Source organism: Metabacillus dongyingensis (assembly GCF_019933155.2).
In the GTDB taxonomy this organism is placed as follows: domain Bacteria; phylum Bacillota; class Bacilli; order Bacillales; family Bacillaceae; genus Bacillus_P; species Bacillus_P dongyingensis.
Window position 1 is genome coordinate 918,045 of the sequence record NZ_CP082944.1, and the last position, 21,741, is coordinate 939,785.

Annotated in this window: 24 protein-coding genes and 1 pseudogene; 13 read left to right on the plus strand and 12 right to left on the minus strand. The window is 39.2% G+C overall.

Annotated features, from left to right (window positions below; translation table 11 throughout):
- The first annotated feature begins 10 nt into the window (after window positions 1-10).
- Window positions 11-187: a hypothetical protein gene (locus K8L98_RS04665; RefSeq protein ID WP_223440088.1), complete on the plus strand. Its 177-nt coding sequence runs from the start codon at window positions 11-13 to the stop codon at window positions 185-187.
- Window positions 188-536: 349 nt separating this feature from the next.
- Here K8L98_RS04665 and K8L98_RS04670 read toward each other — a convergent pair whose 3' ends face one another.
- Entirely contained in the window at window positions 537-1,934 is a 1,398-nt protein-coding gene (locus K8L98_RS04670) for an aminotransferase-like domain-containing protein (RefSeq protein ID WP_223440089.1), read from the minus strand.
- A gap of 113 nt (window positions 1,935-2,047) precedes the next feature.
- On the opposite strand from K8L98_RS04670, the gene K8L98_RS04675 reads away from it, so the two are divergent.
- From K8L98_RS04675 to K8L98_RS04690, 4 genes and pseudogenes are all read left to right on the plus strand, one after another.
- Window positions 2,048-2,923 carry a PhzF family phenazine biosynthesis protein gene (locus tag K8L98_RS04675; RefSeq protein ID WP_223440090.1) on the plus strand — a complete coding sequence of 292 codons (876 nt, stop codon included), beginning with the start codon at window positions 2,048-2,050 and terminating at the stop codon, window positions 2,921-2,923.
- Window positions 2,924-3,055: 132 nt separating this feature from the next.
- Window positions 3,056-3,166, plus strand: a pseudogene (locus K8L98_RS04680) (GNAT family N-acetyltransferase); the annotation flags it as partial.
- Window positions 3,167-3,467: 301 nt separating this feature from the next.
- On the plus strand, window positions 3,468-3,998 hold the full coding sequence (locus K8L98_RS04685) for an AAA family ATPase (protein WP_223440091.1): 531 nt from the start codon (window positions 3,468-3,470) through the stop codon (window positions 3,996-3,998).
- 294 nt (window positions 3,999-4,292) lie between these two features.
- Window positions 4,293-4,907 carry a YitT family protein gene (locus K8L98_RS04690; protein WP_223440092.1) on the plus strand — a complete coding sequence of 205 codons (615 nt, stop codon included), beginning with the start codon at window positions 4,293-4,295 and terminating at the stop codon, window positions 4,905-4,907.
- A gap of 463 nt (window positions 4,908-5,370) precedes the next feature.
- Here K8L98_RS04690 and K8L98_RS04695 read toward each other — a convergent pair whose 3' ends face one another.
- Together K8L98_RS04695 and K8L98_RS04700 are read right to left on the minus strand one after the other, a co-directional pair.
- Entirely contained in the window at window positions 5,371-5,652 is a 282-nt protein-coding gene (locus K8L98_RS04695) for a hypothetical protein (protein ID WP_223440094.1), read from the minus strand.
- A 182-nt stretch (window positions 5,653-5,834) separates the two neighbouring features.
- Window positions 5,835-6,353, minus strand: a complete 519-nt coding sequence (locus tag K8L98_RS04700) for a universal stress protein (RefSeq protein ID WP_223440096.1) — start codon at window positions 6,351-6,353, stop codon at window positions 5,835-5,837.
- Between the two features lie 349 nt (window positions 6,354-6,702).
- On the opposite strand from K8L98_RS04700, the gene K8L98_RS04705 reads away from it, so the two are divergent.
- Window positions 6,703-9,030, plus strand: coding sequence for a transglycosylase domain-containing protein (locus K8L98_RS04705; RefSeq protein ID WP_223440097.1), 2,328 nt, complete (start codon window positions 6,703-6,705; stop codon window positions 9,028-9,030).
- Between the two features lie 291 nt (window positions 9,031-9,321).
- Here the strand turns inward: K8L98_RS04705 and K8L98_RS04710 are convergent, their stop codons facing one another.
- Together K8L98_RS04710 and K8L98_RS04715 are read right to left on the minus strand one after the other, a co-directional pair.
- Window positions 9,322-9,477, minus strand: coding sequence for a hypothetical protein (locus K8L98_RS04710; RefSeq protein ID WP_180850280.1), 156 nt, complete (start codon window positions 9,475-9,477; stop codon window positions 9,322-9,324).
- A 171-nt stretch (window positions 9,478-9,648) separates the two neighbouring features.
- Window positions 9,649-9,963: a hypothetical protein gene (locus K8L98_RS04715; RefSeq protein ID WP_223440098.1), complete on the minus strand. Its 315-nt coding sequence runs from the start codon at window positions 9,961-9,963 to the stop codon at window positions 9,649-9,651.
- A 282-nt stretch (window positions 9,964-10,245) separates the two neighbouring features.
- On the opposite strand from K8L98_RS04715, the gene K8L98_RS04720 reads away from it, so the two are divergent.
- From K8L98_RS04720 to K8L98_RS04730, 3 genes are all read left to right on the plus strand, one after another.
- Window positions 10,246-10,563, plus strand: coding sequence for a YbjQ family protein (locus K8L98_RS04720; RefSeq protein WP_223440099.1), 318 nt, complete (start codon window positions 10,246-10,248; stop codon window positions 10,561-10,563).
- Window positions 10,564-11,006: 443 nt separating this feature from the next.
- Entirely contained in the window at window positions 11,007-12,764 is a 1,758-nt protein-coding gene (bmrC, locus tag K8L98_RS04725) for a multidrug ABC transporter ATP-binding protein BmrC (protein ID WP_223440101.1), read from the plus strand.
- Window positions 12,761-14,779: an ABC transporter ATP-binding protein gene (locus tag K8L98_RS04730; RefSeq protein WP_223440102.1), complete on the plus strand. Its 2,019-nt coding sequence runs from the start codon at window positions 12,761-12,763 to the stop codon at window positions 14,777-14,779. Before bmrC ends, K8L98_RS04730 begins: the two co-directional genes overlap by 4 nt.
- Window positions 14,780-14,846: 67 nt before the next feature.
- On the opposite strand, the gene K8L98_RS04735 is transcribed toward K8L98_RS04730, so the two are convergent.
- Window positions 14,847-15,467, minus strand: a complete 621-nt coding sequence (locus K8L98_RS04735; RefSeq protein WP_223440103.1) for an NAD(P)-dependent oxidoreductase — start codon at window positions 15,465-15,467, stop codon at window positions 14,847-14,849.
- Between the two features lie 184 nt (window positions 15,468-15,651).
- Between K8L98_RS04735 and K8L98_RS04740 the strand changes: the two genes are divergently transcribed.
- From K8L98_RS04740 to K8L98_RS04750, 3 genes are read left to right on the plus strand one after another with little or no spacing between them, the layout of a single operon-like run.
- A complete protein-coding gene (locus K8L98_RS04740; protein ID WP_223440104.1) occupies window positions 15,652-16,473 on the plus strand; it encodes an amino acid ABC transporter substrate-binding protein in 822 nt (273 codons plus the stop codon).
- Window positions 16,460-17,161 (plus strand): amino acid ABC transporter permease, encoded by a 702-nt coding sequence (locus K8L98_RS04745; RefSeq protein WP_223440105.1) that lies wholly within the window; start codon window positions 16,460-16,462, stop codon window positions 17,159-17,161. The genes K8L98_RS04740 and K8L98_RS04745 overlap by 14 nt, the downstream gene beginning before the upstream one ends.
- Window positions 17,162-17,176: 15 nt before the next feature.
- The gene (locus K8L98_RS04750) at window positions 17,177-17,914 is read left to right on the plus strand and encodes an amino acid ABC transporter ATP-binding protein (RefSeq protein WP_223440106.1); all 738 of its coding nucleotides are present in this window, start codon (window positions 17,177-17,179) and stop codon (window positions 17,912-17,914) included.
- Between the two features lie 57 nt (window positions 17,915-17,971).
- Here K8L98_RS04750 and K8L98_RS04755 read toward each other — a convergent pair whose 3' ends face one another.
- Both K8L98_RS04755 and K8L98_RS04760 read right to left on the minus strand, forming a co-directional pair.
- Entirely contained in the window at window positions 17,972-18,121 is a 150-nt protein-coding gene (locus K8L98_RS04755; protein WP_223440107.1) for a hypothetical protein, read from the minus strand.
- Window positions 18,122-18,268: 147 nt separating this feature from the next.
- Window positions 18,269-18,478 carry an alpha/beta-type small acid-soluble spore protein gene (locus K8L98_RS04760; protein WP_223440109.1) on the minus strand — a complete coding sequence of 70 codons (210 nt, stop codon included), beginning with the start codon at window positions 18,476-18,478 and terminating at the stop codon, window positions 18,269-18,271.
- Window positions 18,479-18,731: 253 nt separating this feature from the next.
- On the opposite strand from K8L98_RS04760, the gene K8L98_RS04765 reads away from it, so the two are divergent.
- Window positions 18,732-19,040 carry a hypothetical protein gene (locus K8L98_RS04765; protein ID WP_223440110.1) on the plus strand — a complete coding sequence of 103 codons (309 nt, stop codon included), beginning with the start codon at window positions 18,732-18,734 and terminating at the stop codon, window positions 19,038-19,040.
- Between the two features lie 42 nt (window positions 19,041-19,082).
- On the opposite strand, the gene K8L98_RS04770 is transcribed toward K8L98_RS04765, so the two are convergent.
- The 4 genes from K8L98_RS04770 to K8L98_RS04785 form a co-directional block, all read right to left on the minus strand.
- Window positions 19,083-20,195 carry an ABC transporter ATP-binding protein gene (locus tag K8L98_RS04770; protein ID WP_223440111.1) on the minus strand — a complete coding sequence of 371 codons (1,113 nt, stop codon included), beginning with the start codon at window positions 20,193-20,195 and terminating at the stop codon, window positions 19,083-19,085.
- Window positions 20,196-20,321: 126 nt separating this feature from the next.
- A complete protein-coding gene (locus K8L98_RS04775) occupies window positions 20,322-21,212 on the minus strand; it encodes a PucR family transcriptional regulator (RefSeq protein ID WP_223440112.1) in 891 nt (296 codons plus the stop codon).
- A gap of 59 nt (window positions 21,213-21,271) precedes the next feature.
- The gene (locus K8L98_RS04780) at window positions 21,272-21,463 is read right to left on the minus strand and encodes a hypothetical protein (protein WP_223440113.1); all 192 of its coding nucleotides are present in this window, start codon (window positions 21,461-21,463) and stop codon (window positions 21,272-21,274) included.
- Window positions 21,464-21,515: 52 nt separating this feature from the next.
- Window positions 21,516-21,728, minus strand: coding sequence for a YheE family protein (locus K8L98_RS04785; protein WP_223440114.1), 213 nt, complete (start codon window positions 21,726-21,728; stop codon window positions 21,516-21,518).
- Between the last annotated feature and the right edge of the window lie 13 nt (window positions 21,729-21,741).

The following is a 21,741-nucleotide window of genomic DNA, read 5'->3' on the forward strand; positions in this document are numbered from 1 at the left end:
AGGTGTTATTGTGATTTGGTTATATTTATTGATACCTGTCGTTATTATAGGTGGTATTGCTGTTTATCTTGAAAAAAAATCTGGAATGACTCCACCCGATGAAAATATACAAGATGAAAAGCTAGGGGAAATTTTTAATCAAAATGGCATCAATTCTAATGGAACAGGAACAGATTATTTTAACTAACGGGTAGCGGGTGTTTAAGAAGAATTGTGAATTGAGTGAACAATTTTAGGACTGAATCCAAGTTGTAGTTATTCCATTAAAGGGGGAGATTGCTTAACAAAGTGTCGCCTCTTCTTTATTGAAGTAAAGGGCAGTTTAGTTGAATAAGAAAATATAGTCAAATTCAGTCTTAAAGAAGACAACACATTCCTTTATGGCGAACAACCGAGCTAAAAAAAAATCCAAACAACTCTATTTAATGTATTAATAAATAAGAACCCAATTTCTCTAATTTAATACAGAGAAATTGGGCTTTTTAGTATTGAAGTTTCCTTAACGTTGTAAAACCGTATTTTCCTGACGCTACCCCTTATTGAGTAGAGCGTACTAAATTAATAAACTTCCTAAGTCCTTCAGAGATTTGTTCTTCACTGGCATAGGAATAGCTTAACCGGAGCCATGAGGATGGCTCCTTTAAGGGGTCAAATATTTGGCCGGGAACAAAGGAAATTGATTGCTCCAGACTATTGACCAATAAGTCTTCTGTTGACAGGCAGCCTGGGAGCTGTACCCATAAATTCAAGCCACCATTTGGGCTGGTCCATCGCCAATCAGTTACGGACAGTTCTTCCTCCATGATTTCCTTTCGTATTTGCAGCGCAATACGCAGTTTCTCAACATGTTGCTGCAGCCTTGGAGATGATAAGTAACGCAGGAAAATCTTTTGATTTAAAAGCGGTGATCCATTATCGGCCAATGATTTTACTGCTAGCAGTGATTTCACCACGGAAGACTGACAGTTCATCATGACGGCTATTCGCAACCCCGGTGATACATATTTGCAAAAGCTTTTGATATAAATCACCATTCCGGATGTATCATAGGTATACATGGGCGGCGGAGGCTCCTGATCAAAAAAGATGTCGTTGTAAACATCGTCTTCTATTAACAGACAACGGTAGTCCTCGGCTAACTGGACTAATTGCTTTCTTTGAGCCGATGGGACCGTGTATCCGGTTGGATTATGGAAGGTTGGATTCAGATAAAACAGACGAGGTTTGTGTTTTTTCATGATGAATTCAATCTGCTCTAAATCATATCCGTACGGATGAATATCGACGGTTACAATATTGGCTCCTTGTGCTCGAAAAATATCAATGGCAGAACTATAGCTCGGCCTCTCCAAAAGGATAGTGTCTCTTGATTTTACATATGCCTGGGCAATCAGATGAATGGCTTGCTGGGAACCGGTCGTAATTAATAGCTGATCTGGATGTGTAATCGTTTTATATTGCTGATTAAAATAGTCAGAAAGTGATTGACGCAGTTGATGATCGCCTTGTACGGTGGAGTAGGTGGAGAGAACCTTTGGGTAGAGGTCAAAAACTTTTTTTACATAGTCCGTTATGAAGCGATTTGGCAAAAGATTAGGGTCAATTAATGCCTGTGAAAATTGATAGGAAACAGGTGCCTGATGGATTTCCGATAAATGATTTTTTTGTACATATGCAGAAACGATCGGATTTTCCAGGCTTTCTAATTTATTAATTTCACGGGATTGGACATAATAGCCGGATTTATCTTTGACATAGACTCTATTTTCCTGTTTAAGAAGCTGGTAGGCCTTTAATACGGTTAAGCGATGAACCTTCATCTCAGCAGCTAAATTTCTAATTGAAGGGAGCTTTTCATTCTCATTCCATTCATTGAGTTCGATTCGATGTAATACATAATCGTATACTTGTTTAAATAAGTAATCTCCATTCATTTCTTTCCCTCCCAACCCCTTTGATTTTAGCATATTTCTCCTTGATCTGGTCTAATGATTTTCATCTGTTCTATTCTCCTTCACCTATAATGGAGCAAAAAGGAGGAATTGATATGGATTTTTATATCGTAGATGTCTTTGCTGAAGAAAAATATGAGGGAAATCAGCTTGCTGTTCTAGTGTCAGACAGTAATCTCACAACGAAGGAGATGCAGCAGATTGCCAAAGAAATTCATTTTTCGGAAACGACCTTCATCATGTCCAATAAACAAGAAAATGGCGGGTATGATGTTCGAATCTTCACCCCAGATGAGGAGGTGCCCTTCGCGGGACACCCTACCTTGGGCACAGCGTATATCATCAACCGGATTATGGAAAACGGAAAAGCCTCCAAAGTCGTCTTGAACCTGCCTGTCGGACAGATTCCAGTTGTTTTCAACGGCAACACTCTCACCATGAGCCAAAACGAACCTTCCTTCGGCATGAAGATAGACCAGCTCGAATTTGTCGCAAGGGTGCTCAATATTCAAGTGGAGGACATATGGACATATTTTCCAATCCAGCTGGTCTCCACAGGACTGCCCTGCATCATTGTCCCACTGAAAACGGTCGACGTGGTACAACGATGCAGCCTCGACCATGTACAGTTCAAACGCTTTCTGGAAACTTATTATAAATGTAACCTGCTTGTTTTTTCTGAGGAGGAAAGCAGGGACTCAAACTGCCTTCGTGTGCGTGTATTCATGAGCGACACAGGATTTTATGAGGATCCTGCGACAGGTAGCGCAAATGGCAATTTGGCGGGCTACCTTCTGAAATATCGGTTCTTCGATAAAGAAAAGATCGATGTTCGTGTCAATCAGGGCTACGAGATGGGACGTCCCTCAAATGTGAATATTGCCGCCAAATTAAAAAATGGAACATATGATATCCAGATTGCCGGGAAGGTGCAACTGGTCGCAAAGGGAGACTGGTTATCGAGTGACTGAGAGGAACACGGGGACAGGTCTCTCGTTCTACCGTATATTTACATTTGACAGAATTGATTCTGCTCTGTGGTGAGGAATTTCTGCAGGGCTCTTCTCTTTTTATATTCATTTCTAAAGTAAAAGTAAGAACAAAGTATTAGTCTGAGTACAGCACCAGATAATTTTTCTGCTCAAAGACTATACGAAAAAAATGGATACATACGGGATTCACAATTTTATCATTATGAATTAAGTTTGACTTAATAACAGTCTGATCAATTATTCAACTAAAGGGCGGATTGCGTCCTTTATTCAATTAAAGGGGGCGATTGCTTAACAAAGTGTCGCCTCTTCTTATTGAAGTAAAGGGCAGTTTAATTGAAGAGTGGATTCAACTTTTTGTTCAGCATTCGGGCCAGATAATTGAATAACACCTTCAAATAGTACTGGATATTTATGTTATTATTATATGAGATTGTGAAAGAATGTACTTAAACTATTGAAGCAGTTATGCAGAACTAGAAACCACTACGCTAATCTATTCAAAATGAGGTGAAATTCCTTAATGATAATAATGATAAATGGAGCATTTGGAGTAGGTAAAACCACTATCTGTAACGAACTTTTGATAGAGATAAATAATAGTATGTTATTTGACCCTGAAGAGGTAGGTTTTATGTTAAGAAATATTATTCCAGAGGAAGTAAAGCGACTTGAAGCTGAAACAGGGGATTTTCAAGACTTGCAATTATGGAAAGAGTTAACTGTTAAGGTAGCAAAACTTTTAATTACTAAATATAATGTCAACTTAATTGTTCCTATGACTATTAGGAAACCAGAATACTTTAACTACATTTTAACTGGATTTAAAAGTGTTGATAAACAAACTTACCACTTTTGTTTGACAGCAAGTAAGGAAACTATTTACAAAAGGCTAAGGAAACGTGGAGAGGAAGAAGGAAATTGGTGTTTTCAACAAACTGAGAAATGTATAGAAGCCTATAAAGAATACAACTTTGGAGAGTATATAGACACTGAAAATGTTAGCATCACCGCCATTATCGAAAATATAAAGGACAAGCTAAACCTTTCTTGAATAAAATCGATATGTTATTACGGGTGCGTTGATCTAAGAAGGGTTAGTGCTTTTTCTGTTGAAGTTATTGTACCAAACCAGCTATAGAAACTTTAATGATCTTCAGCAATCGGGCGCTTTTCCAGAACAAGGAAAGCGTGTTTTTAATGATTATTCCACTAGCGCAGGTATAAATAAATGTTTTTGTTGTCACCAATGTTACTAACGGCTAATCAAGACAGTAAATGAGTACTTATAATGTTATACTAAATCTAAATAAAGAAAAAATACGTTGAAATTCTAGGGGTTCTTTTAATGAACATACTAATCAAAAGCATAATACTTGGAATTGCTGCCACTATACAAGGTGTTGCGATGGCGACTTTTTTATTCCCGCACTTTATTCCCTCAGGTGGTGCTGCTAGTGTTGGTGTTTTGTTAAATTACATAATAAATATACCGTTTGCGATTACACTTTGGGTTGTAAATGCTAGCTTGTTACTAGCTGCAGTAAAATGGCTTGGAAAAAGTAGTGCACTTTGGACAATGTATTGTGTGTCAGTAACTTCTGCTACGATCAACTTTATTTCCCCGTTTATGAAAAATCCCATATCAAATGTGATGATTGATCTCACTTTTGGTTCAGTTGTCTTTGGTATAGGACTAGGTATATTGTTTCGAATGGGAGCCTCTTCAGGTGGGATGGATATTTTGGCCTTAATACTTTCCAAAACAAAAGGACTTTCACCAGGAAAAGCGCTCTTTTGGATAAACGGAAGTTTAGTAGTTTTAACCGGAATTGTCGTTGATTGGAAAATCATTTTGTATGCGTTGGTTTGCCAATATATTGGGACAAGGGTTTTAGATCAAATCTATAAATTCCCAATTAAATCGAGGTATTTTGAGGTTGAAAAAATTGAATCATTTTGATTAGGCTTAATTAGCTAAACAGCTAATCGAAGTTATAATGATCTTCCACGAACAGGGGGCTTTAGTGGGAGTCTCCTTGTAAAAAATAAGTAATATCGATTTTCAGCCAAACGGGCGCTATTCTTCGATAAGACAACATAAATGATCTTCGACAATCGGGGGCTATAATGGAATAACTGAGGGAACTCCAAATCAAGCTGAGTTCCCTTTTTATTTTACTCTGTTGTAATACCGGGTAATAAATGGCGGTATAAATAGCACCTCAATCAGCAGGACTTTGCTGCTAAACAAAGTCCTGCTGATTACTATACGATTTGATATGTTAAATATGAACTGAAATCACACGGAAACTCTTATAAATCAATAAAAAAAGCATACCAATTCCTATTCGAATTGATACGCTAATTGATATGTTATTTGCCGTGTTATATAGCGGTTTGCACCTTTCAACCGAACCCGTTCCTTAACTAGCCTGCTCTTCTTTTTTGTATATATACAAGGTATCATCATCACCATAGTGGAAATGTATGTTGTGGCCATTACTATTTAACACTGGAATTAGGGTGTTGTGATACTCTTCATCATTAACATCTCTAAAATGAAGCTTCAAAGCTTTATTCGTCATAGAAACTTTACCGCTCAGCATTTCAAGATGCTCGGCATCTTCAATTGAGGCACGGAGAAGATTTGGGTTAAGGATAAAGTATTCATGAATGTCATATAAAACAATATTTAAATTACTCATCAGCGGTCCTCCTGAATATAGATAATTTATTTATATCCAAAAGAGAAGGGAGGCATACAGTTCTGCTATAAGTCATTTGCAAACAATTTTAAGGTCGTTGATCTACTTTGAACATCGGATAAACTTGAAAAAATAGTAATGAAGACAAAAAAACGAATGCAGGAGAGCATTCGTTTACTGGGTTATTTGGCGATCAGCACCGAAATAGCTGAGTTATGGGACACTTTATCGCTTACTCCGCCAAACAGCAATTTTTTGAGACCGCCTGAATCTCTGCTGCCCATTACGATTAAATCAGCATTTATTTCTTCTGCATAATTCAGAATCGCATCTGATGGAGAACCTGATAAAATTTCAATCTCGCCAATAGCCTGATTCTCATCCATTTTCATCTTGATTCTTGAAACGATTTGATCTGCGTTATCAAAATAATCATGCTGGGTGTGAGTTTGATCGAGCTGATGTGACGGGTCAGGCGCGACCGGATAGTTTTGCAGATTGTCTGTCAAATAGCCATTAGCTGGAGCACTCGGAATAACGGGCTGAACTCCTTTGGTGTGCATCACGTGTTCTTCTTGGTAAACGTGGACAACAGTCAGTCTGGATGCTAATTGTTTGCTCAAATCTATTCCTGTTCTTAAAGCTGCCTGACTTTCATCCTGTCCATCATAAGCTACCACTATATGATTAAACGTATTCATTTTATCAAATCCTCTCTAGAGAAAAAGTGTTTATTAATCAATACCCTTTTTCTGAAAAAATAATCAATTATCATAAAGAAAACGGTTTTATAAAAAATTTTGGATCTGACAGACACATTTTTCTCTAAACAGGCGTACCCCTTTGATAATTAGGGTAATAAGTAGAAGGATTTATTTTTAAATTACTAATAGAATAGAATTGTGCGCATTGATTTCTCTCTCTACTGTCCAGCTTCCGGCCAAAACATATCAGACAAAAAATTAGAAACCCGGACATTTCTCCCGTATTCTTTATGTCTGCCGGAGCTTTAGCTGGCACTTGCGCTTTTCTATATTCAGGGGGTTACTCATGGTCAAGTCACTTTTTTCAATTAAGGGTGTTTTTACGAAGCTGATTATTTTCGTGCTGCTGGCAATCATCCTTGTGTTTATGGTACATAATGTAGTCATCGCATCACAGGATGTCAGCAAATTAGAAGAAAGAGCAAATGCGCCAACTATTATTTATGATCAAAATGGCAAGATTGCAAGCAAAATTTCAACCTCTAAAAATGAATGGGTAGATTATCAGGATGTGCCGGAGCATTTCTACGAAGCTCTTCAAGCGACGGAAGATCAAAATTTCTACAGTCACGGCGGCATCGATTATTTCGGCATTGTGCGCGCTGCCTTTAAGAATGTGGCGGCAGGAGGAGTAGTTGAGGGAGGAAGCACACTCACTCAGCAGCTTGCCAAAAATACGCTGCTGACTCAGGATCAAACGTTTAAACGAAAATTTGATGAGTACTTTATTGCAAAAAAGATTGAAGAAGAATATTCAAAGGAAGAAATTTTAGAACTCTATGTCAATAAAATCTATTTCGGAGAAGGAGCATGGGGGCTGAAAAGGGCAGCTAAAGTTTATTTTGGAAAAGAAGCTGCTGATCTTACAATAAATGAATCAGCTATTTTAGTAGGACTTATTAAAGCGCCGACGCACTATTCTCCTGTGAAAAATCTTGAGAAATCATTAGACCGCAGGGATGTTGTCTTAAGTTTAATGAAAAAAGAAAAGTTCATAACGGAAGAAGAAATGAATGAAGCGAAAAATGAAAAAGTCGTGCTCGAAAGAAAGGAATTAGATGAATATAAGGGACGCTTTCCATTCTATGTGGATCATGTCATTGAGGAAGCCATTAAAAAATATGGCCTGACTCAAAATGAAATTTTAGCTGGCGGCTTTGAAATTCATACAGAGCTGCGACAGGATATGCAATCATCCATTGAAGAGGTTTATAAGAATGATGCTAATTTTCCTGAGAGTCAGAGTGATCAGCTCGTTCAAAGCGGAGCAGTTCTCGTCAACCCTAAAACAGGAGGAGTACAGGCACTTGTTGGAGGAAGAGGGGAGCATTCATTTAGACAGTTTAACAGGGCAACTCAGCTGAAAAGGCAGCCTGGTTCGACGATGAAGCCAATTGCTGTTTATACACCTGCCTTGGAAAACGGAATGGACGTTTATTCAAAATTGAAGGACGAACCGCTTGATATTAACGGTTATTCACCTAAAAACTTTGACGGAACCTATCATGGCGAGGTTACCCTGTATGAAGCTCTAATTAAGTCATACAACGTTCCGACAGTATGGGCTCTAAATGAAATTGGCGTACAAGCGGGCGTTGATGCCTCTAAACGCTTTGGCTTGCCGATTACCGAGAATGACCAGAACTTAAGTTTAGGCCTCGGGGGTCTTGATAAAGGCGTGGCTCCTTTGAATATGGCAGAAGCTTACACTGCTTTTCCAAACGAAGGAACCCGTGTTGAGGCTCATGCCATTACCAAAATTGTAGATGTTCAGGGAAATACGATAGCAGAATGGAAAAAGAAAGAAACAAACGTTACTACAAAGGAAGTAGCTCAAAAAATGACCCATATGATGCTTGGGGTAGTAAAAGAAGGAACAGGGAAAAAAGCACAGCTTGAAAATCATGAGCTGGCCGGAAAAACCGGCTCCACACAGCTTGGTATTGATGGAATAGATGGAGTAAAAGATCAATGGTTTGTCGGATATACTCCTAACGTTGTTGGTGCCATGTGGCTTGGCTACGATCAAACAGATCAAAACAATTACCTGAACACATCAAGCAGTGCGACAGCTGCACCATTATTTAAAGTTATTATGGATGCAGCCCTTAAAAATGAAAAACCGGAGGAGTTTAATCTTCCTCCTCTCAAGGAAACGGAAAGCAAGTCAAAGAGAAAAGATCCTTCAAATAAAGAAAGCAAAAAGATACAAGAAGAAAAAAGAAAACAAGAAGCCGATGAAAAAGCTAAACGGGATGAACAGGCAAGAATGGAAGAACAGGAACGCTTAAAACAGGAAGAAAAAGCAAAAGCCGATGCGGCTAAGCAAAAGGAAGAAGACCAAAAACAAGAGCAAAAACGCAAAGAAGAACAAGCTGAAAAAGAAGAAGAACAGGCTAGAAAAGAAGAGGAAGAAGCTAAAAAAGAAGAAGAACGCAGAAAAGAAGAAGAGAAAAAACAAAATGAAGAAGAACCGACAGAACCGGAACCTCCGGCAGAACCGACAGAACCGGAACCTCCGGCAGAACCGACAGAACCGCCAGCAGATCCAGAGCAGCCTGAAGAGCCTCCAGCAGATGGCGGCTCTGACAACGGAGATACATCAGGAATTTAACAGGAAAGCTGAACGAGATCAATCTCGTTCAGCTTTTTTAATGGGCTCCTGCTCATTTACAGAGGTTAGACAGAGGTTAGGGTGATTAATTTATTTTATTTAAGTAGAAATCAGCTGATAAATTTTCAAAACCGATGATAAAATATCGAATTCAGGTAAATAAATTAGAATAGGGCAATCTATGATAATCATTAGCTTTGTCCAGCTTCTCAGGTCAGGAATGAATCTTATTTAAAATAAAATCCACACCCTGCATTGCAGGGTGTGGATTTTAAAATCTGAAATTAGTTATTAAAACATTGGTAAAATATAAGTAATTAAAAACCAGATAATACCGAAGAATATAACCAAATATGCCGCATATTTAATAAAAGTGGCTCCAAGAAGACTATTATTCGTTTTATGCTCTTCTTTTCTCTCAACATTTACTTGTTTATGTTCAGACATAAGGTTCCTCTCCCTTGTTTATCTTTATAGAATTACATTAAGCAGCCAGCCGATAACAACAATTGCTCCAATAACGATTAAAATAGTTCTGATCATTAGTAATAATCTCCTTTTCTCTGATGTAATGTAAGTAAGTCATACTCCCTTATCATTTGTAGGGGTTAACTGATCTTATACCTTTACTTTTTCAGCTGTGTTTAAAAAATTAGATGAAAATCTTGATTCGGTTGAACAGATTGTGTCCATTTCCTTCAAGATTTCGCTCGGGTTATCCCCATCAATCAGCACTTTAATCTGTTTAGATCCAGATGTTATCAGAAAGAAAGTAATCAAAGAAGGAAACTTTGAGACATCGACGATGCTTCGTTTTCCAGCTAAGAAGTACACCTTTCCTTTATAGTTTTTTGCGAGCTGATTCAAACTGATAATTTGATCCATTCTTAATTGATCCTGGGTACATAGACTAGTGGAAACTAACTGGCTCATTGTTTTCCTCCTTCAATTTTCCTGAACTTCTGTTGTTTGTTACAGTTCTTTACCTTGTTTTCTGTTATTTGAAACATCCAGAAGGTGAAAATAGTGATTTGTGCCTATTCGCCGCTCTTTTTATGGGGGTCGTTTTAAAACTGAGTAGTTCAAAAGATGCAGGTTTATGCAATCCATCTTCATGCTCCTTAGTTTCCTGACATTTTGCTTCACATAGTATCGATGTGTACTTTATTTACAGTGTTAATGGCCGGACTGAAAGAAAAAAGGAGGATGATGAAAGTGATTATTGTAACCACTGACTTTGTTCCGGGAAAAGAAATTAAAGAACTTAAAGGATTTGTCAAAGGAGCAACTGTGCAGACAAAGCATATAGGAAAAGATTTAATGGCGGGGCTTAAAACGATAGTTGGAGGAGAGATTTCTGAATACACTGAGATGATGGAAGAAGCAAGGCAAAAGGCAATCGGACGCATGGCCGAGGATGCAAGAAATCAAGGAGCAAATGCGATCATAGGCATGAGGCTGCAGAGTTCTGCCGTTATGCAGAATGCCTCTGAAATTATTGCCTATGGAACGGCTGTGTTTGTTGAAGATTAATCATGGGACGTTATGCAGAAAATAAGGAAAAATCTCAATTGACAAAATAATGAAAAAGATGGTAATCTATCTAAGGATAAAAACAATAAATTGGTAAAGGAGGGGTTTAACATGAAAAAATTAATTGTGATTGCGTACGATCGTAACGTTATTTCTTGTGCAGCCCCGCCATACCTTTATACCGTTTAGAGAAAATCAGTCTCTGAATATAAAAAGGAAAAGGCACACGGGTATGCTGCATTGTATACTTCTGTGCCTTTTTATGTTTGATTGTAAAAAGGCAGACCCCGGCATGCGGAGGTTTGCCTTTTTTATATAAATTAAATCTTAAAGGAGGAAGAAAAGATGTATGTAATGATGCTGAAAGCAGAGAAATTAGTGAAAAAGGGAGATCCAGAAAGCGGTTAGCTAAAAAGAGATAGAGAGGCAAAGGAGATGATAACATGTTTGCGGTGTTAGTGAAGTTGGGATGGTTTTTTAAAAAGTATTGGAAGCGGTATACAGCTGCAATCGTATTGCTTTTAATTGTAAATGTGCTTGAAGTTATTCCCCCTAAATTGCTTGGGAATGCAATAGATGATATTCAGATTGGAAAGTTTTCGAGTGAGCTGCTTGTTCAATATATTGTATTGTTTCTTGGACTTGGTGTACTTGTTTATATTTTATCTTATTTCTGGATGTACAATTTATTTGGCGGCGCTCATTTAGCTGAAAGAATCCTAAGATCAAAACTGATGGGGCAGTTCTTAGTTATGACACCGCGCTTTTATGAGAAAAACAGAACGGGAGATTTAATGGCCCGTGCCACGAATGATTTGAAGGCTATTTCGACAACTGCCGGATTTGGTATTTTAACATTGGTTGACTCAAGCATGTTTATGCTGACGATTCTGTTGACAATGGGAATTCTCATCAGCTGGAAGCTTACTTTTGCCGCGATTCTTCCACTGCCGATTATGGCGATCGCAATGGGAATCTACGGCAAGAAAATCCACGCCAGATTTATGGCAGCTCAGGACGCTTTTGGCGACATGAATGACCAGGTGCTTGAATCAGTGGCAGGCGTGCGTGTGATTCGTGCCTACGTTCAGGAAAAAGAAGATGTAAACCGTTTTAACACATTAACGGATGATGTTTTTCGGAAAAATGTAAGTGTAGCAAAAATTGACGCTCTGTTTGAACCAACAATGAAATTGCTTGTCGGGATCAGCTATTTAATTGGACTCGGATACGGAGCTTACTTAGTCTTTCATAATGTCATCACTCTTGGTGAACTGGTGTCCTTTAACGTTTACCTGGGAATGATGATCTGGCCGATGTTTGCAATTGGAGAACTGATCAATATCATGCAGCGTGGAAACGCATCACTTGACCGGATCAACGAAACATTATCTTATGAAGCGGATGTGAAAAATCATGAGCAGCCGCAGCATATAGATTCACCTAAAAAGATTGAGTTTAATAATGTATCGTTCCAATATCCCTCATCAGAAGTGGTGAACTTAAACCATGTCAGCTTTACTGTAAATAAAGGGGACACAATCGGCATTGTCGGCAAAACCGGCAGCGGAAAGACGACAATCGTCAAACAGCTGCTCAGACAATATCCGGCTGGAAGCGGTCAGATTACAATGTCCGGGGTTCCGATTGAGAAAATCCCGCTTGAAACATTGCAGCGTTTTATTGGCTATGTTCCTCAAGATCACGTGTTATTTTCAAGAACGGTAAGAGAGAATATTTTATTCGGAAAGAAAGATGGATCAGATGCAGAACTGAATAAAGCGATTGATCTTGCTTTTTTCAGAAAAGATCTTGAAATGCTGCCGGATGGTCTGAATACATTAGTAGGGGAAAAGGGTGTTGCGCTATCCGGAGGTCAAAAACAGCGGATCTCTATTGCACGTGCACTTCTGGTCAATCCGGAAATCCTGATTTTAGATGATTCCCTGTCAGCTGTTGATGCAAAAACGGAAACGGCCATCATATCTAATATTAGAAGTGAGCGTGCTGATAAGACAACATTCATTACGACACACCGTCTGTCTGCTGTAGAACACGCAGACTGGATACTTGTGCTTGATGAAGGGAAAATCATTGAAGAAGGCAGGCACCAAACACTGCTTGCGAATAACGGCTGGTACAAGGAGCAATATGAACGCCAGCAAATTGAAGCTGAAAACGAAGGCGGGGTGGGAGCATGAGCACAGGAAAAAGACTGATTCGCTATGCAGCCCTTTATAAAAGAACATTAATACTGGCCTTAATCATGCTTGCGGTTGCAGTCGGGGCTGAACTTACAGGTCCGTTTATCGCAAAAAAAATGATTGATGACCACATATTGGGCATTGAGAAAAAGTGGCATGAAACAGCAGAAGGAGAAAATGCTGTAAACTACAATGGATCCTGGTATAAACGTGAGGATTACTTTGAACCAGGTGAAGAAAAAGGCAAGGAAATTCACATTCTGCAAGTGCAGCGTGATTATTATTTCATACCGGGTGAAATTCAGTTTGACGGAGACAGAAGAGCGGCTGGCAATTCGGTCATTATTGAACGCGGGACAGAGTCTGCTTCTTATACAGGCAACAGGCTTACTTCTGAACAGCTGTTTACGTTCTACCAGCCTGAAATCAAAGGGCTCATTACTTTGATTGCCATTTATTTTGGTTTACTTGTATTTGCCTCATTCTTTCACTATGGGCAGCGCTATTTTCTGCAGATTACATCAAATCGCATTATTCAAAAAATGCGTCAGGATGTATTTGAACATATCCAGCGCCTGCCGGTTGTATATTTTGATAACCTTCCGGCCGGCAAGGTTGTTGCAAGAATTACAAACGATACGGAAGCAATAAGAGAACTGTTTGTAGCGGTGCTCTCAACATTCTTTACAAGCGCCATTTATATAACAGGTATTTTCATTGCATTATTCCTGCTTGATGTAAAACTAGCGTTAATCTGTACAATTATCCTGCCTATCCTTGTCGTCTGGAGCATCGTATACCGAAAATACGCTTCAACCTACAATCATAAGATTCGTTCCCTTGTCAGCGATATTAATGGAACAATCAATGAATCAATTCAGGGTATGACGATTATTCAGGCTTTCCGCAGGCAGGAAGAAACGAAAGCGGAATTTGAAGAATTAAATACATCCCATTTTCACTATCAGAATAAGCTGCTGAGTTTGAACTCCCTGCTGTCGCATAATTTGGTAGGATTTATGCGGAACTGTGCGTTCGTGGCACTCATCTGGTATTTCGGCGGAGCCTCTTTAGGCGTTGGTTCAATCGTATCAATAGGAGTTCTTTATGCGTTCGTAGATTATTTAAATAGACTTTTTCAGCCAATCACTGGGATTGTGAATCAATTCGCCCAGCTTGAAACAGCACGTGTTGCTTCTGAAAGAGTGTTTAGCCTGCTTGATGAAAAAGGCACGGATGTCAGCGAGAAAAAAGAGCCGCGATATAAAGGAAATGTCGCGTTTAAAAATGTTTGGTTTGGCTATAAAGAAGACGAATATGTTTTGAAAAATATCGATTTTGAAGCGAAACAGGGTGAAACCGTAGCACTAGTCGGACACACTGGTTCCGGAAAAAGTTCGATTATGAATTTATTGTTCCGTTTTTACGATATAAAAGAGGGTAAGATCACAATCGACGGCAAAGATATTCTATCAATGCCGCGCCAGGCGGTTAGAGAACATATGGGAATTGTGCTTCAGGATCCATTTTTGTTCACAGGAACGATCGCTTCGAATGTAAGCCTTGATAATTCGGATATCACCAGAGAACAAGTGGAGAAAGCATTAAAAGATGTTGGCGCTGATCAATTGCTTAAGCATTTGCCGCTTGGGTTCGATGAGCCTGTTATTGAAAAAGGCAGCACGCTCTCATCGGGACAGCGTCAGCTGATTTCATTTGCAAGAGCACTTGCTTATGATCCTGCAATCCTCATATTAGATGAAGCTACGGCAAGCATTGACACAGAAACAGAAGCTGTCATTCAAGATGCACTTGAAGTTCTGAAAAAAGGCAGAACAACGTTTATCATTGCTCATCGGCTTTCTACTATTAAGAATGCAGATCAAATTCTTGTCCTTGACCGGGGTGAAATAGCGGAGCGGGGCAATCACGATGAATTAATGAAGCAAAAAGGAAAGTACTATCAAATGTATGAACTGCAGCAGGGAAAACAGAATACCCTTGCAGGATAAGAAAAGCACGTTCCTGATATTTTAATCAGGAACGTACTTTTTTGTTTGCCCAGAAAACAGTAAAACCTTAGTAAGCAAGTCCAGCACGTTTACAGATAAAGGACCGTTCAGTGAGAACCTGATAAGTGAAATAACCTGTATCTTCAGCAGATATTTGCTTTCCGTCCTGGGGAAGATAATCTTCTTCAAATCTGAATTTCTTTGTTAATTCTCCATCCGGCAAATAGGTGGGACAGACGATTGTCCATTGGAGATTTGACTTTTTAAGTGTCAGGAAGGCATTTAAATGTTCGTTCGCTGCTCTCGTCATTGTCCGTTTTGACTCATCTGATTGAAATCTGTAAAGCTCGGGGTTAGACCGTGCCTGTAAAATACCAGCTGTACCAATTGTAATCACTCTGTTAATGTTTGCGCTTCTCATTGCCTGGACAATAAGCGGCACTGAGACTGTCAGAGTATTATCTCCGTCCGTGCCGAGACAGCTGACAACAGCATTACAGCCTGAAACTGTATTTTCAATACATTGAAGGTCCCGTGCATTTCCGTTAATGATTTCAGCATTTTTATGTATGTCCTCTATTTTTGCAGGATCTCTGACAAGCATTCTAACCTGGTGACCGCCATTTATGGCCTGTCTTAAAAATGCTTTGCCAACTCTCCCTGTTCCGCCAATTAATGCGATTTTCATAACAAACTCTCCTGTCTTTTTCTTTCATTTTACTTCATTTACAGGAGAAGAGAAAACATACTCTGTTCCAATCTGGTTACACTAAATAAAAATAAAACAAATGAATTGACAGAAGGAAGTCTTGGAGGTAAGATTCTAACGTACTTAAATAAAATCCGATAAGATTAGTGGGGGTTGGTTTACTATGAAAAGATATTTTAGTCTATTTGCACTTTTATCAGTGTTTGTACTGATTTTGTCTGCCTGCGGAACAGGCGGAGATACTAAGAACGAGGGAGATCAGGCAGGTTCTGGCAGTGATGCTGAACTGTTTGATAAAGTAAAAGAAGAAGGTGTCCTTGTCATTGGTACAGAAGGTACATATCCGCCTTTCACATTCCATGATGACAAAGATAAATTAACCGGTTTTGATGTAGAGATCGCACAAGAGGTTGCAAAGCGTCTTGGTGTGAAAGCTGAATTTAAAGAAACTCAGTGGGACGCAATGTTTGCCGGTCTTGATGCTAAACGCTTTGATATGATTGCCAACCAAGTCGGAATCAAGCCTGAGCGCGAAGAGAAATATGATTTCTCTGAACCATATATTTCATCGGCAGCTGTACTTGTCACACATAAAGAAAACAAAGACATCCAATCATTTAAAGACTTAAAAGGGAAAAAAGCAGCTCAATCCTTAACAAGCAACTACGGGGAAATTGCCAAGGAAAACGGAGCTGAGCTTGTTGGGGTAGAAGGATTTACACAAGCAATTGATCTCATTAATTCAAAACGTGCAGATGCAACTATTAATGACAAGCTTTCAGTACTCGATTTCCAGAATCAGCGCGGCAACGCTCAAATTCAAATTGTAGATGAGAGCAAAGATGCTGCACACAGCGGATTAATGTTCCGTAAAGACAGCGGCAAGTTAGTGGAAGAAGTGAATAAAGCATTAGCTGAAATGAAAGAGGACGGCACATACAAAAAAATCTCCGAAAAATGGTTTGGCGAAGATGTATCTGAATAATATTTTTGCAGACCCTGAACGGTTAGAACGTTTGGCCAATATTGCACAAAGTTCCCTTCTCCCTTTGGTGAAGGGAGCTTTGTATTATACTCTTCCATTAACACTCATAACATTTGTCATTGGACTTATTTTAGCTGTTCTTGCTGCTTTGGCAAGAATCTCAACAATAAAGCCTCTTCAAATAATTGCAAGAATATATGTATCAATCATTAGAGGAACACCTTTGCTTGTTCAATTATTTATTATTTTCTATGGCCTTCCAAGTGTCGGAATCACAATCAGTCCGTTTATTTCTGCAGTTATAGGATTTTCCCTGAATGTTGGAGCTTATGCATCTGAAATAATCAGGGCAGCAATATTGTCAACACCTAAAGGACAATGGGAAGCTGGATATTCAATTGGAATGAGTTATGCACAGACTTTAAAAAGAATTATTTTGCCTCAGGCAACACGCGTGTCTATACCGCCGCTGTCCAACACCTTTATCAGTTTAGTTAAGGATACGTCACTTGCATCATTAATTCTTGTAACAGAGATGTTCAGAAAGGCACAGGAAATTGCATCGACGAATTATGAATTTCTTTTGATGTATTCTCTGGCTGGTCTTTTATATTGGATTATCTGTTTTATTCTATCTGTCATCCAGCAGCGCATTGAAGGGAAACTTGATCGCTATGTTGCAAGGTAATAAAGGAGCACTCATATGATTTCAATTAAAGGATTGCATAAAAGCTTTGGTGAGCTAGAAGTTTTAAAAGGCATTGATTTAGAGATTGAAAAAGGAAAAGTTGTTGTTGTCATTGGTCCATCCGGATCAGGGAAAACAACTTTCCTAAGATGCTTGAACGTACTTGAACTTCCGACAGAAGGAATCATTCAGCTGGATCGGCAAACACTCGATTTCAGCGGTAATGTGGCTAAAAAAACAATTACGGAGTTTAGAAGCAATACCGGCATGGTATTTCAAAGCTATAATCTTTTTCCGCATAAAACAGCTCTTGAAAATGTGATTGAAGGACCAGTCATCGTTAAGAGAGAAAACAAAGAAACAGCCGTAAAAAAAGCAAGTGCCCTCCTTGAAAAAGTTGGTCTTGGGGATAAAAAGAATTTTTATCCTTTTCAGCTCTCAGGAGGACAGCAGCAGCGCGTAGGCATAGCAAGAGCTCTTGCTATGGAGCCTAAAGTGATGCTGTTTGATGAGCCTACCTCAGCCCTTGATCCAGAACTCATCGGAGACGTACTGAATGTCATGAAAGATTTAGCTTCAGAAGGAATGACCATGGTGGTAGTCACTCATGAAATGAGATTTGCAAAAGAAGTGGCTGATGAAGTGATTTTTATGGATAATGGAGTAATCGTAGAACGCGGTGCACCATCTGAAGTATTTGATCGGCCAAAAGAAGAACGGACAAAACGTTTTCTTAGAAAACTTGAAGAGTAGGCGCGAGCAAAAGCAGCCTGCTCTTTTTTTGCGGGAATTATGAATTTCCAGATGGAATCACAACTTTACTGATTTAACATCTTTCAACAGCTGCTTTTTTTCCTGTTCAAAATAATACACTCTGGGCAAGTTAAAGTGAACAATCATTTCATGTGCAAGGCTTGCACAAACGAATGTGACAGATCTCCAATCAATAGTTTCAAACATTTGAGCATTCTCCTTCTGGATGTCTTATTCATGTATATGGAGAAGGGAACTTGTTTGATACTAAGGGGCGAATAAGAAATGTTTGCTTATATGAGAAAAGACCCCGGCAGAATGCCAGGGTCCTTTAAGCCATGTTATTCAATTTTCTTATTTAGAAAATCCGCTCATGTTTGATTGAGCAAATGAAACTAAGCGCTTTGTGATTTCTCCGCCAACAGATCCGTTAGCACGAGAAGTTGTTTCTGCACCTAAGTTTACTCCAAATTCAGAAGCGATTTCGTACTTCATTTGATCAATTGCTTGCTGTGCACCAGGTACAACTAGTTGATTTGAAGAATTGCTGTTTGCTTGTGCCATGTAAATACACTCCTTGATATAATATAGTTTTTGGGTAAGCTGGAGTTGCACCAGTGCATGAGTCTTAATGATTCATGGCCTTCTCGGCTAACCCATCATGATAAGGTGCTGCTGGTTGTTTATCTGTTGTTATTACGTATTATGTATTTCCCGAGAAAATATATGCACATGCTAAAATGGTAATTATTATGGAAAAATAGGTATTACATAAAGTGAAAGAGAGTTAGGGAATATATAAAGAGGAAGCAAGTATATGAAGCTGCAGGTGATAAAAATGAACATGTGCCCGCTTTGTAATGGGTTTAACGATGAAGTCGAAGCTGCAACCTGTCCGAATTGCAAAATTAACATGATGGATCATGGGAAAATAACCGATTATATGGATGCGTACAGCGCATATATGGAGATTGATACAATGAAGCTTTTCGATGGGGTAATGGATTCTCTTGAATCACATCAGTGCATCCATTTGTTTTCATGCAGCAATTGTCTGCATGAAGAAGCAAAACAAATCAGGGAGCAGGAAACGAATGGTTATGCGGAGGGAGAAGCCTTGCAATAAAAAAAATCAGCCTGAGAGAATCTCAGGCTGATTTGGTATTTATTATTGTTCACTTGCCGGACGGATACGAACCTCTGTCTCTTTATCAAAGAAGTGAGATTTGTTCATATCAAGAGCAAGCTGAATAATTTGGTCTGGTCTTACATCTGTGCGTGAATCTACGCGTGCAATGAAGTCCTGGCCGTCGATTTTAGAGTAGAGCATCGTTTCAGCACCCATAAGCTCAGATACTTCAATTTTTGCATCTACTTTTGATCCGCGAGAAGATTCGATGAAAACTGGCTCATCATGGATATCTTCAGGTCGAACGCCCATGATCAATTCTTTGCCGACGTAGCCCTGCTCGCGAAGATACTTCATTTTCCCTTCAGGAACAACGATGGATTGAGTTCCGATTGAGAACTTGCCGTCTGTTAATTGACCTGTAAAGAAGTTCATGGATGGTGAACCGATAAATCCGCCAACGAAAAGGTTTTCAGGCTTTTCATATACTTCTTTCGGAGCGCCGACCTGCTGAATGATACCGTCTTTCATAACAACAAGGCGTGTTGCCATTGTCATTGCTTCTGTTTGGTCATGTGTTACATAAATTGTCGTTGTTTGCAGACGGTGGTGAAGCTTAGAAATTTCAGCACGCATTTGCACACGTAATTTGGCATCTAAGTTTGATAATGGCTCATCCATTAAGAATACTTTTGCGTCACGGACGATGGCACGTCCAAGTGCAACACGCTGACGCTGACCGCCTGATAATGCTTTTGGCTTGCGGTCTAGGTATTGATCAAGACCCAAAATGCGTGAAGCATCTTTCACACGGCGATCGATTTCTTCTTTAGGGAATTTGCGGAGCTTAAGTCCAAATGCCATATTGTCATAGACAGACATATGAGGATAAAGCGCGTAGTTCTGGAATACCATCGCGATGTCGCGGTCTTTCGGCGCAACATCATTCATCCGTTTGCCGTCAATTGAGAAGTCGCCTTGTGAGATTTCCTCAAGGCCTGCAATCATACGAAGAGTCGTTGATTTACCGCAGCCTGATGGGCCAACGAAAACGATGAATTCTTTATCTTGAATATGAAGGTTAAAGTCTTCAACTGCCGTTACCTTGTTATCATACAGTTTATAAATATTGTTTAATTTAAGCTCAGCCATTTGAATCCTCCTCAGAAATGAAAACGTTTTATTTAATAAATTCAGTGTAATTCATTTTTGAAGATAAGCCTATGGACAGGTTGCACAAAAAAATGTAAGGGTTTTCGTGCAAGATGAACAGCTGAGTTATTCAGTAAAGTGTTCTAGAAACTGCATAGCTAAAAATGCAGCGGCAGCTTCATGGAAGTGCTTAATATCTATTCCGGTTTTTTCTATGAATTTCTCGATTCGGTATTGGACGCTGTTCCTGTGCATATATAACTTTTTAGCGGTAAGAGAGACGTTAAGATTGCATTCAAAGTAAACTTGGAGCGTTTGAATAAGTTCCCTATCCTTAAATGATTCGGTTAAAAATTCGGAGAATACTTGCTCGCTGATCAGGCTGCTCCCATCAAAAATAAGGATGGGCAGAGCTTCATGGAAGGTTATGCATTTCTTCCGTCTAAAGGACTTATAAATCGTCTCAAAGCAGCTTTGTTCTGCAAGTATTTTCGTCTTTAATGAGCCGGTCATTCTGTGAAGCTGTCCAATATAAACATACAGCTCAATGAAAAAATCACTTGTAAATGTATCAATCCACTGATCGAAGCTTTCTTTATCAACAACGGGATCAGAGTTTTCTTCAAAAATAATCCCTTTATGACGGCTGATCCATAATATCGTCGAAGATGGAATCGATCCCTGCATCGCTTCTTCAAAGTTTTGTTTATCTGCGACCTGGTGCTTGCTGTAGAAATAATAGCACCTGATGCTGTTTGAAGAAGGTAGAAATGGAGGACTGTTTTCACCGTACAAATAATGCAGCCATTTTTCAGAACGATTGCTGTGTTCCCCGAATCCATGGTCATATGGTGTATATAATGTGGACAGCAAGTTTTCCTCCTGCTCTGTCACAGCACTTTTCAAAATGCCAAACAGCTGCCCCTCATCTGATTTAAACCACAAATATTCGGCCTTATCATGAGAATAGGCAAGAGAGAAGGCTTCTTTGTAATGGGATGCTAATTTCTCAATCATAATGATATCTCCTTTCCCTGCCTTTCTATTATATAAAAAGAAGAGAGCTTGGCGATAGCCTAGCTCTCAATTTGAGCGGGAGGTTCTTCTTGTTCGAGGTCACGTGCTTCTTCAATATTCGTGTACTTATCCCGCATATGCACAGAACCGCCTGATAATCCTTCATTGATCATTCGGTCTATATCCAGATATGCTTGATCTCTGCCCTCATACTCCGTATCTTTTTGTTCATTCGTTTCCTTGTTTTTCATGATGATCCCTCCTTCGGTGTACTGTTTTTATTTTGCGGAGGAAGAGTGGAAATTAACCATCATAAACATGAAACAGCATTAACTCGTGAATATGAGAACGAATCTGTTCTTCATCATCTAATGGAGGAGTGGAAGTTCCCCATTCGATTTCGCCATTTTTATGGTAAACCGCATCGTAGTGAATTCCTTTAAAGTAAAAAGAGACCCGCCAGCCAGGCAAATTTGTTTGTTTGAATAAAGGCTTCCATTGAAAATGTGTAATCATCTCATACATCGCT

Excerpts from the sequence above, each read along its gene's own strand:
- K8L98_RS04670 (WP_223440089.1), bottom strand. The coding sequence starts at position 1,934 with ATGAATGGAGATTACTTATTTAAACAAGTATACGATTATGTATTACAT.
- K8L98_RS04675 (WP_223440090.1), top strand. The coding sequence starts at position 2,048 with ATGGATTTTTATATCGTAGATGTCTTTGCTGAAGAAAAATATGAGGGA.
- K8L98_RS04685 (WP_223440091.1), top strand. The coding sequence starts at position 3,468 with ATGATAATAATGATAAATGGAGCATTTGGAGTAGGTAAAACCACTATC.
- K8L98_RS04690 (WP_223440092.1), top strand. The coding sequence starts at position 4,293 with ATGAACATACTAATCAAAAGCATAATACTTGGAATTGCTGCCACTATA.
- K8L98_RS04695 (WP_223440094.1), bottom strand. The coding sequence starts at position 5,652 with ATGAGTAATTTAAATATTGTTTTATATGACATTCATGAATACTTTATC.
- K8L98_RS04700 (WP_223440096.1), bottom strand. The coding sequence starts at position 6,353 with ATGAATACGTTTAATCATATAGTGGTAGCTTATGATGGACAGGATGAA.
- K8L98_RS04705 (WP_223440097.1), top strand. The coding sequence starts at position 6,703 with ATGGTCAAGTCACTTTTTTCAATTAAGGGTGTTTTTACGAAGCTGATT.
- K8L98_RS04710 (WP_180850280.1), bottom strand. The coding sequence starts at position 9,477 with ATGTCTGAACATAAACAAGTAAATGTTGAGAGAAAAGAAGAGCATAAA.
- K8L98_RS04715 (WP_223440098.1), bottom strand. The coding sequence starts at position 9,963 with ATGAGCCAGTTAGTTTCCACTAGTCTATGTACCCAGGATCAATTAAGA.
- bmrC (WP_223440101.1), top strand. The coding sequence starts at position 11,007 with ATGTTTGCGGTGTTAGTGAAGTTGGGATGGTTTTTTAAAAAGTATTGG.
- K8L98_RS04730 (WP_223440102.1), top strand. The coding sequence starts at position 12,761 with ATGAGCACAGGAAAAAGACTGATTCGCTATGCAGCCCTTTATAAAAGA.
- K8L98_RS04735 (WP_223440103.1), bottom strand. The coding sequence starts at position 15,467 with ATGAAAATCGCATTAATTGGCGGAACAGGGAGAGTTGGCAAAGCATTT.
- K8L98_RS04740 (WP_223440104.1), top strand. The coding sequence starts at position 15,652 with ATGAAAAGATATTTTAGTCTATTTGCACTTTTATCAGTGTTTGTACTG.
- K8L98_RS04745 (WP_223440105.1), top strand. The coding sequence starts at position 16,460 with ATGTATCTGAATAATATTTTTGCAGACCCTGAACGGTTAGAACGTTTG.
- K8L98_RS04750 (WP_223440106.1), top strand. The coding sequence starts at position 17,177 with ATGATTTCAATTAAAGGATTGCATAAAAGCTTTGGTGAGCTAGAAGTT.
- K8L98_RS04755 (WP_223440107.1), bottom strand. The coding sequence starts at position 18,121 with ATGTTTGAAACTATTGATTGGAGATCTGTCACATTCGTTTGTGCAAGC.
- K8L98_RS04760 (WP_223440109.1), bottom strand. The coding sequence starts at position 18,478 with ATGGCACAAGCAAACAGCAATTCTTCAAATCAACTAGTTGTACCTGGT.
- K8L98_RS04765 (WP_223440110.1), top strand. The coding sequence starts at position 18,732 with ATGAAGCTGCAGGTGATAAAAATGAACATGTGCCCGCTTTGTAATGGG.
- K8L98_RS04770 (WP_223440111.1), bottom strand. The coding sequence starts at position 20,195 with ATGGCTGAGCTTAAATTAAACAATATTTATAAACTGTATGATAACAAG.
- K8L98_RS04775 (WP_223440112.1), bottom strand. The coding sequence starts at position 21,212 with ATGATTGAGAAATTAGCATCCCATTACAAAGAAGCCTTCTCTCTTGCC.
- K8L98_RS04780 (WP_223440113.1), bottom strand. The coding sequence starts at position 21,463 with ATGAAAAACAAGGAAACGAATGAACAAAAAGATACGGAGTATGAGGGC.
- K8L98_RS04785 (WP_223440114.1), bottom strand. The coding sequence starts at position 21,728 with ATGATTACACATTTTCAATGGAAGCCTTTATTCAAACAAACAAATTTG.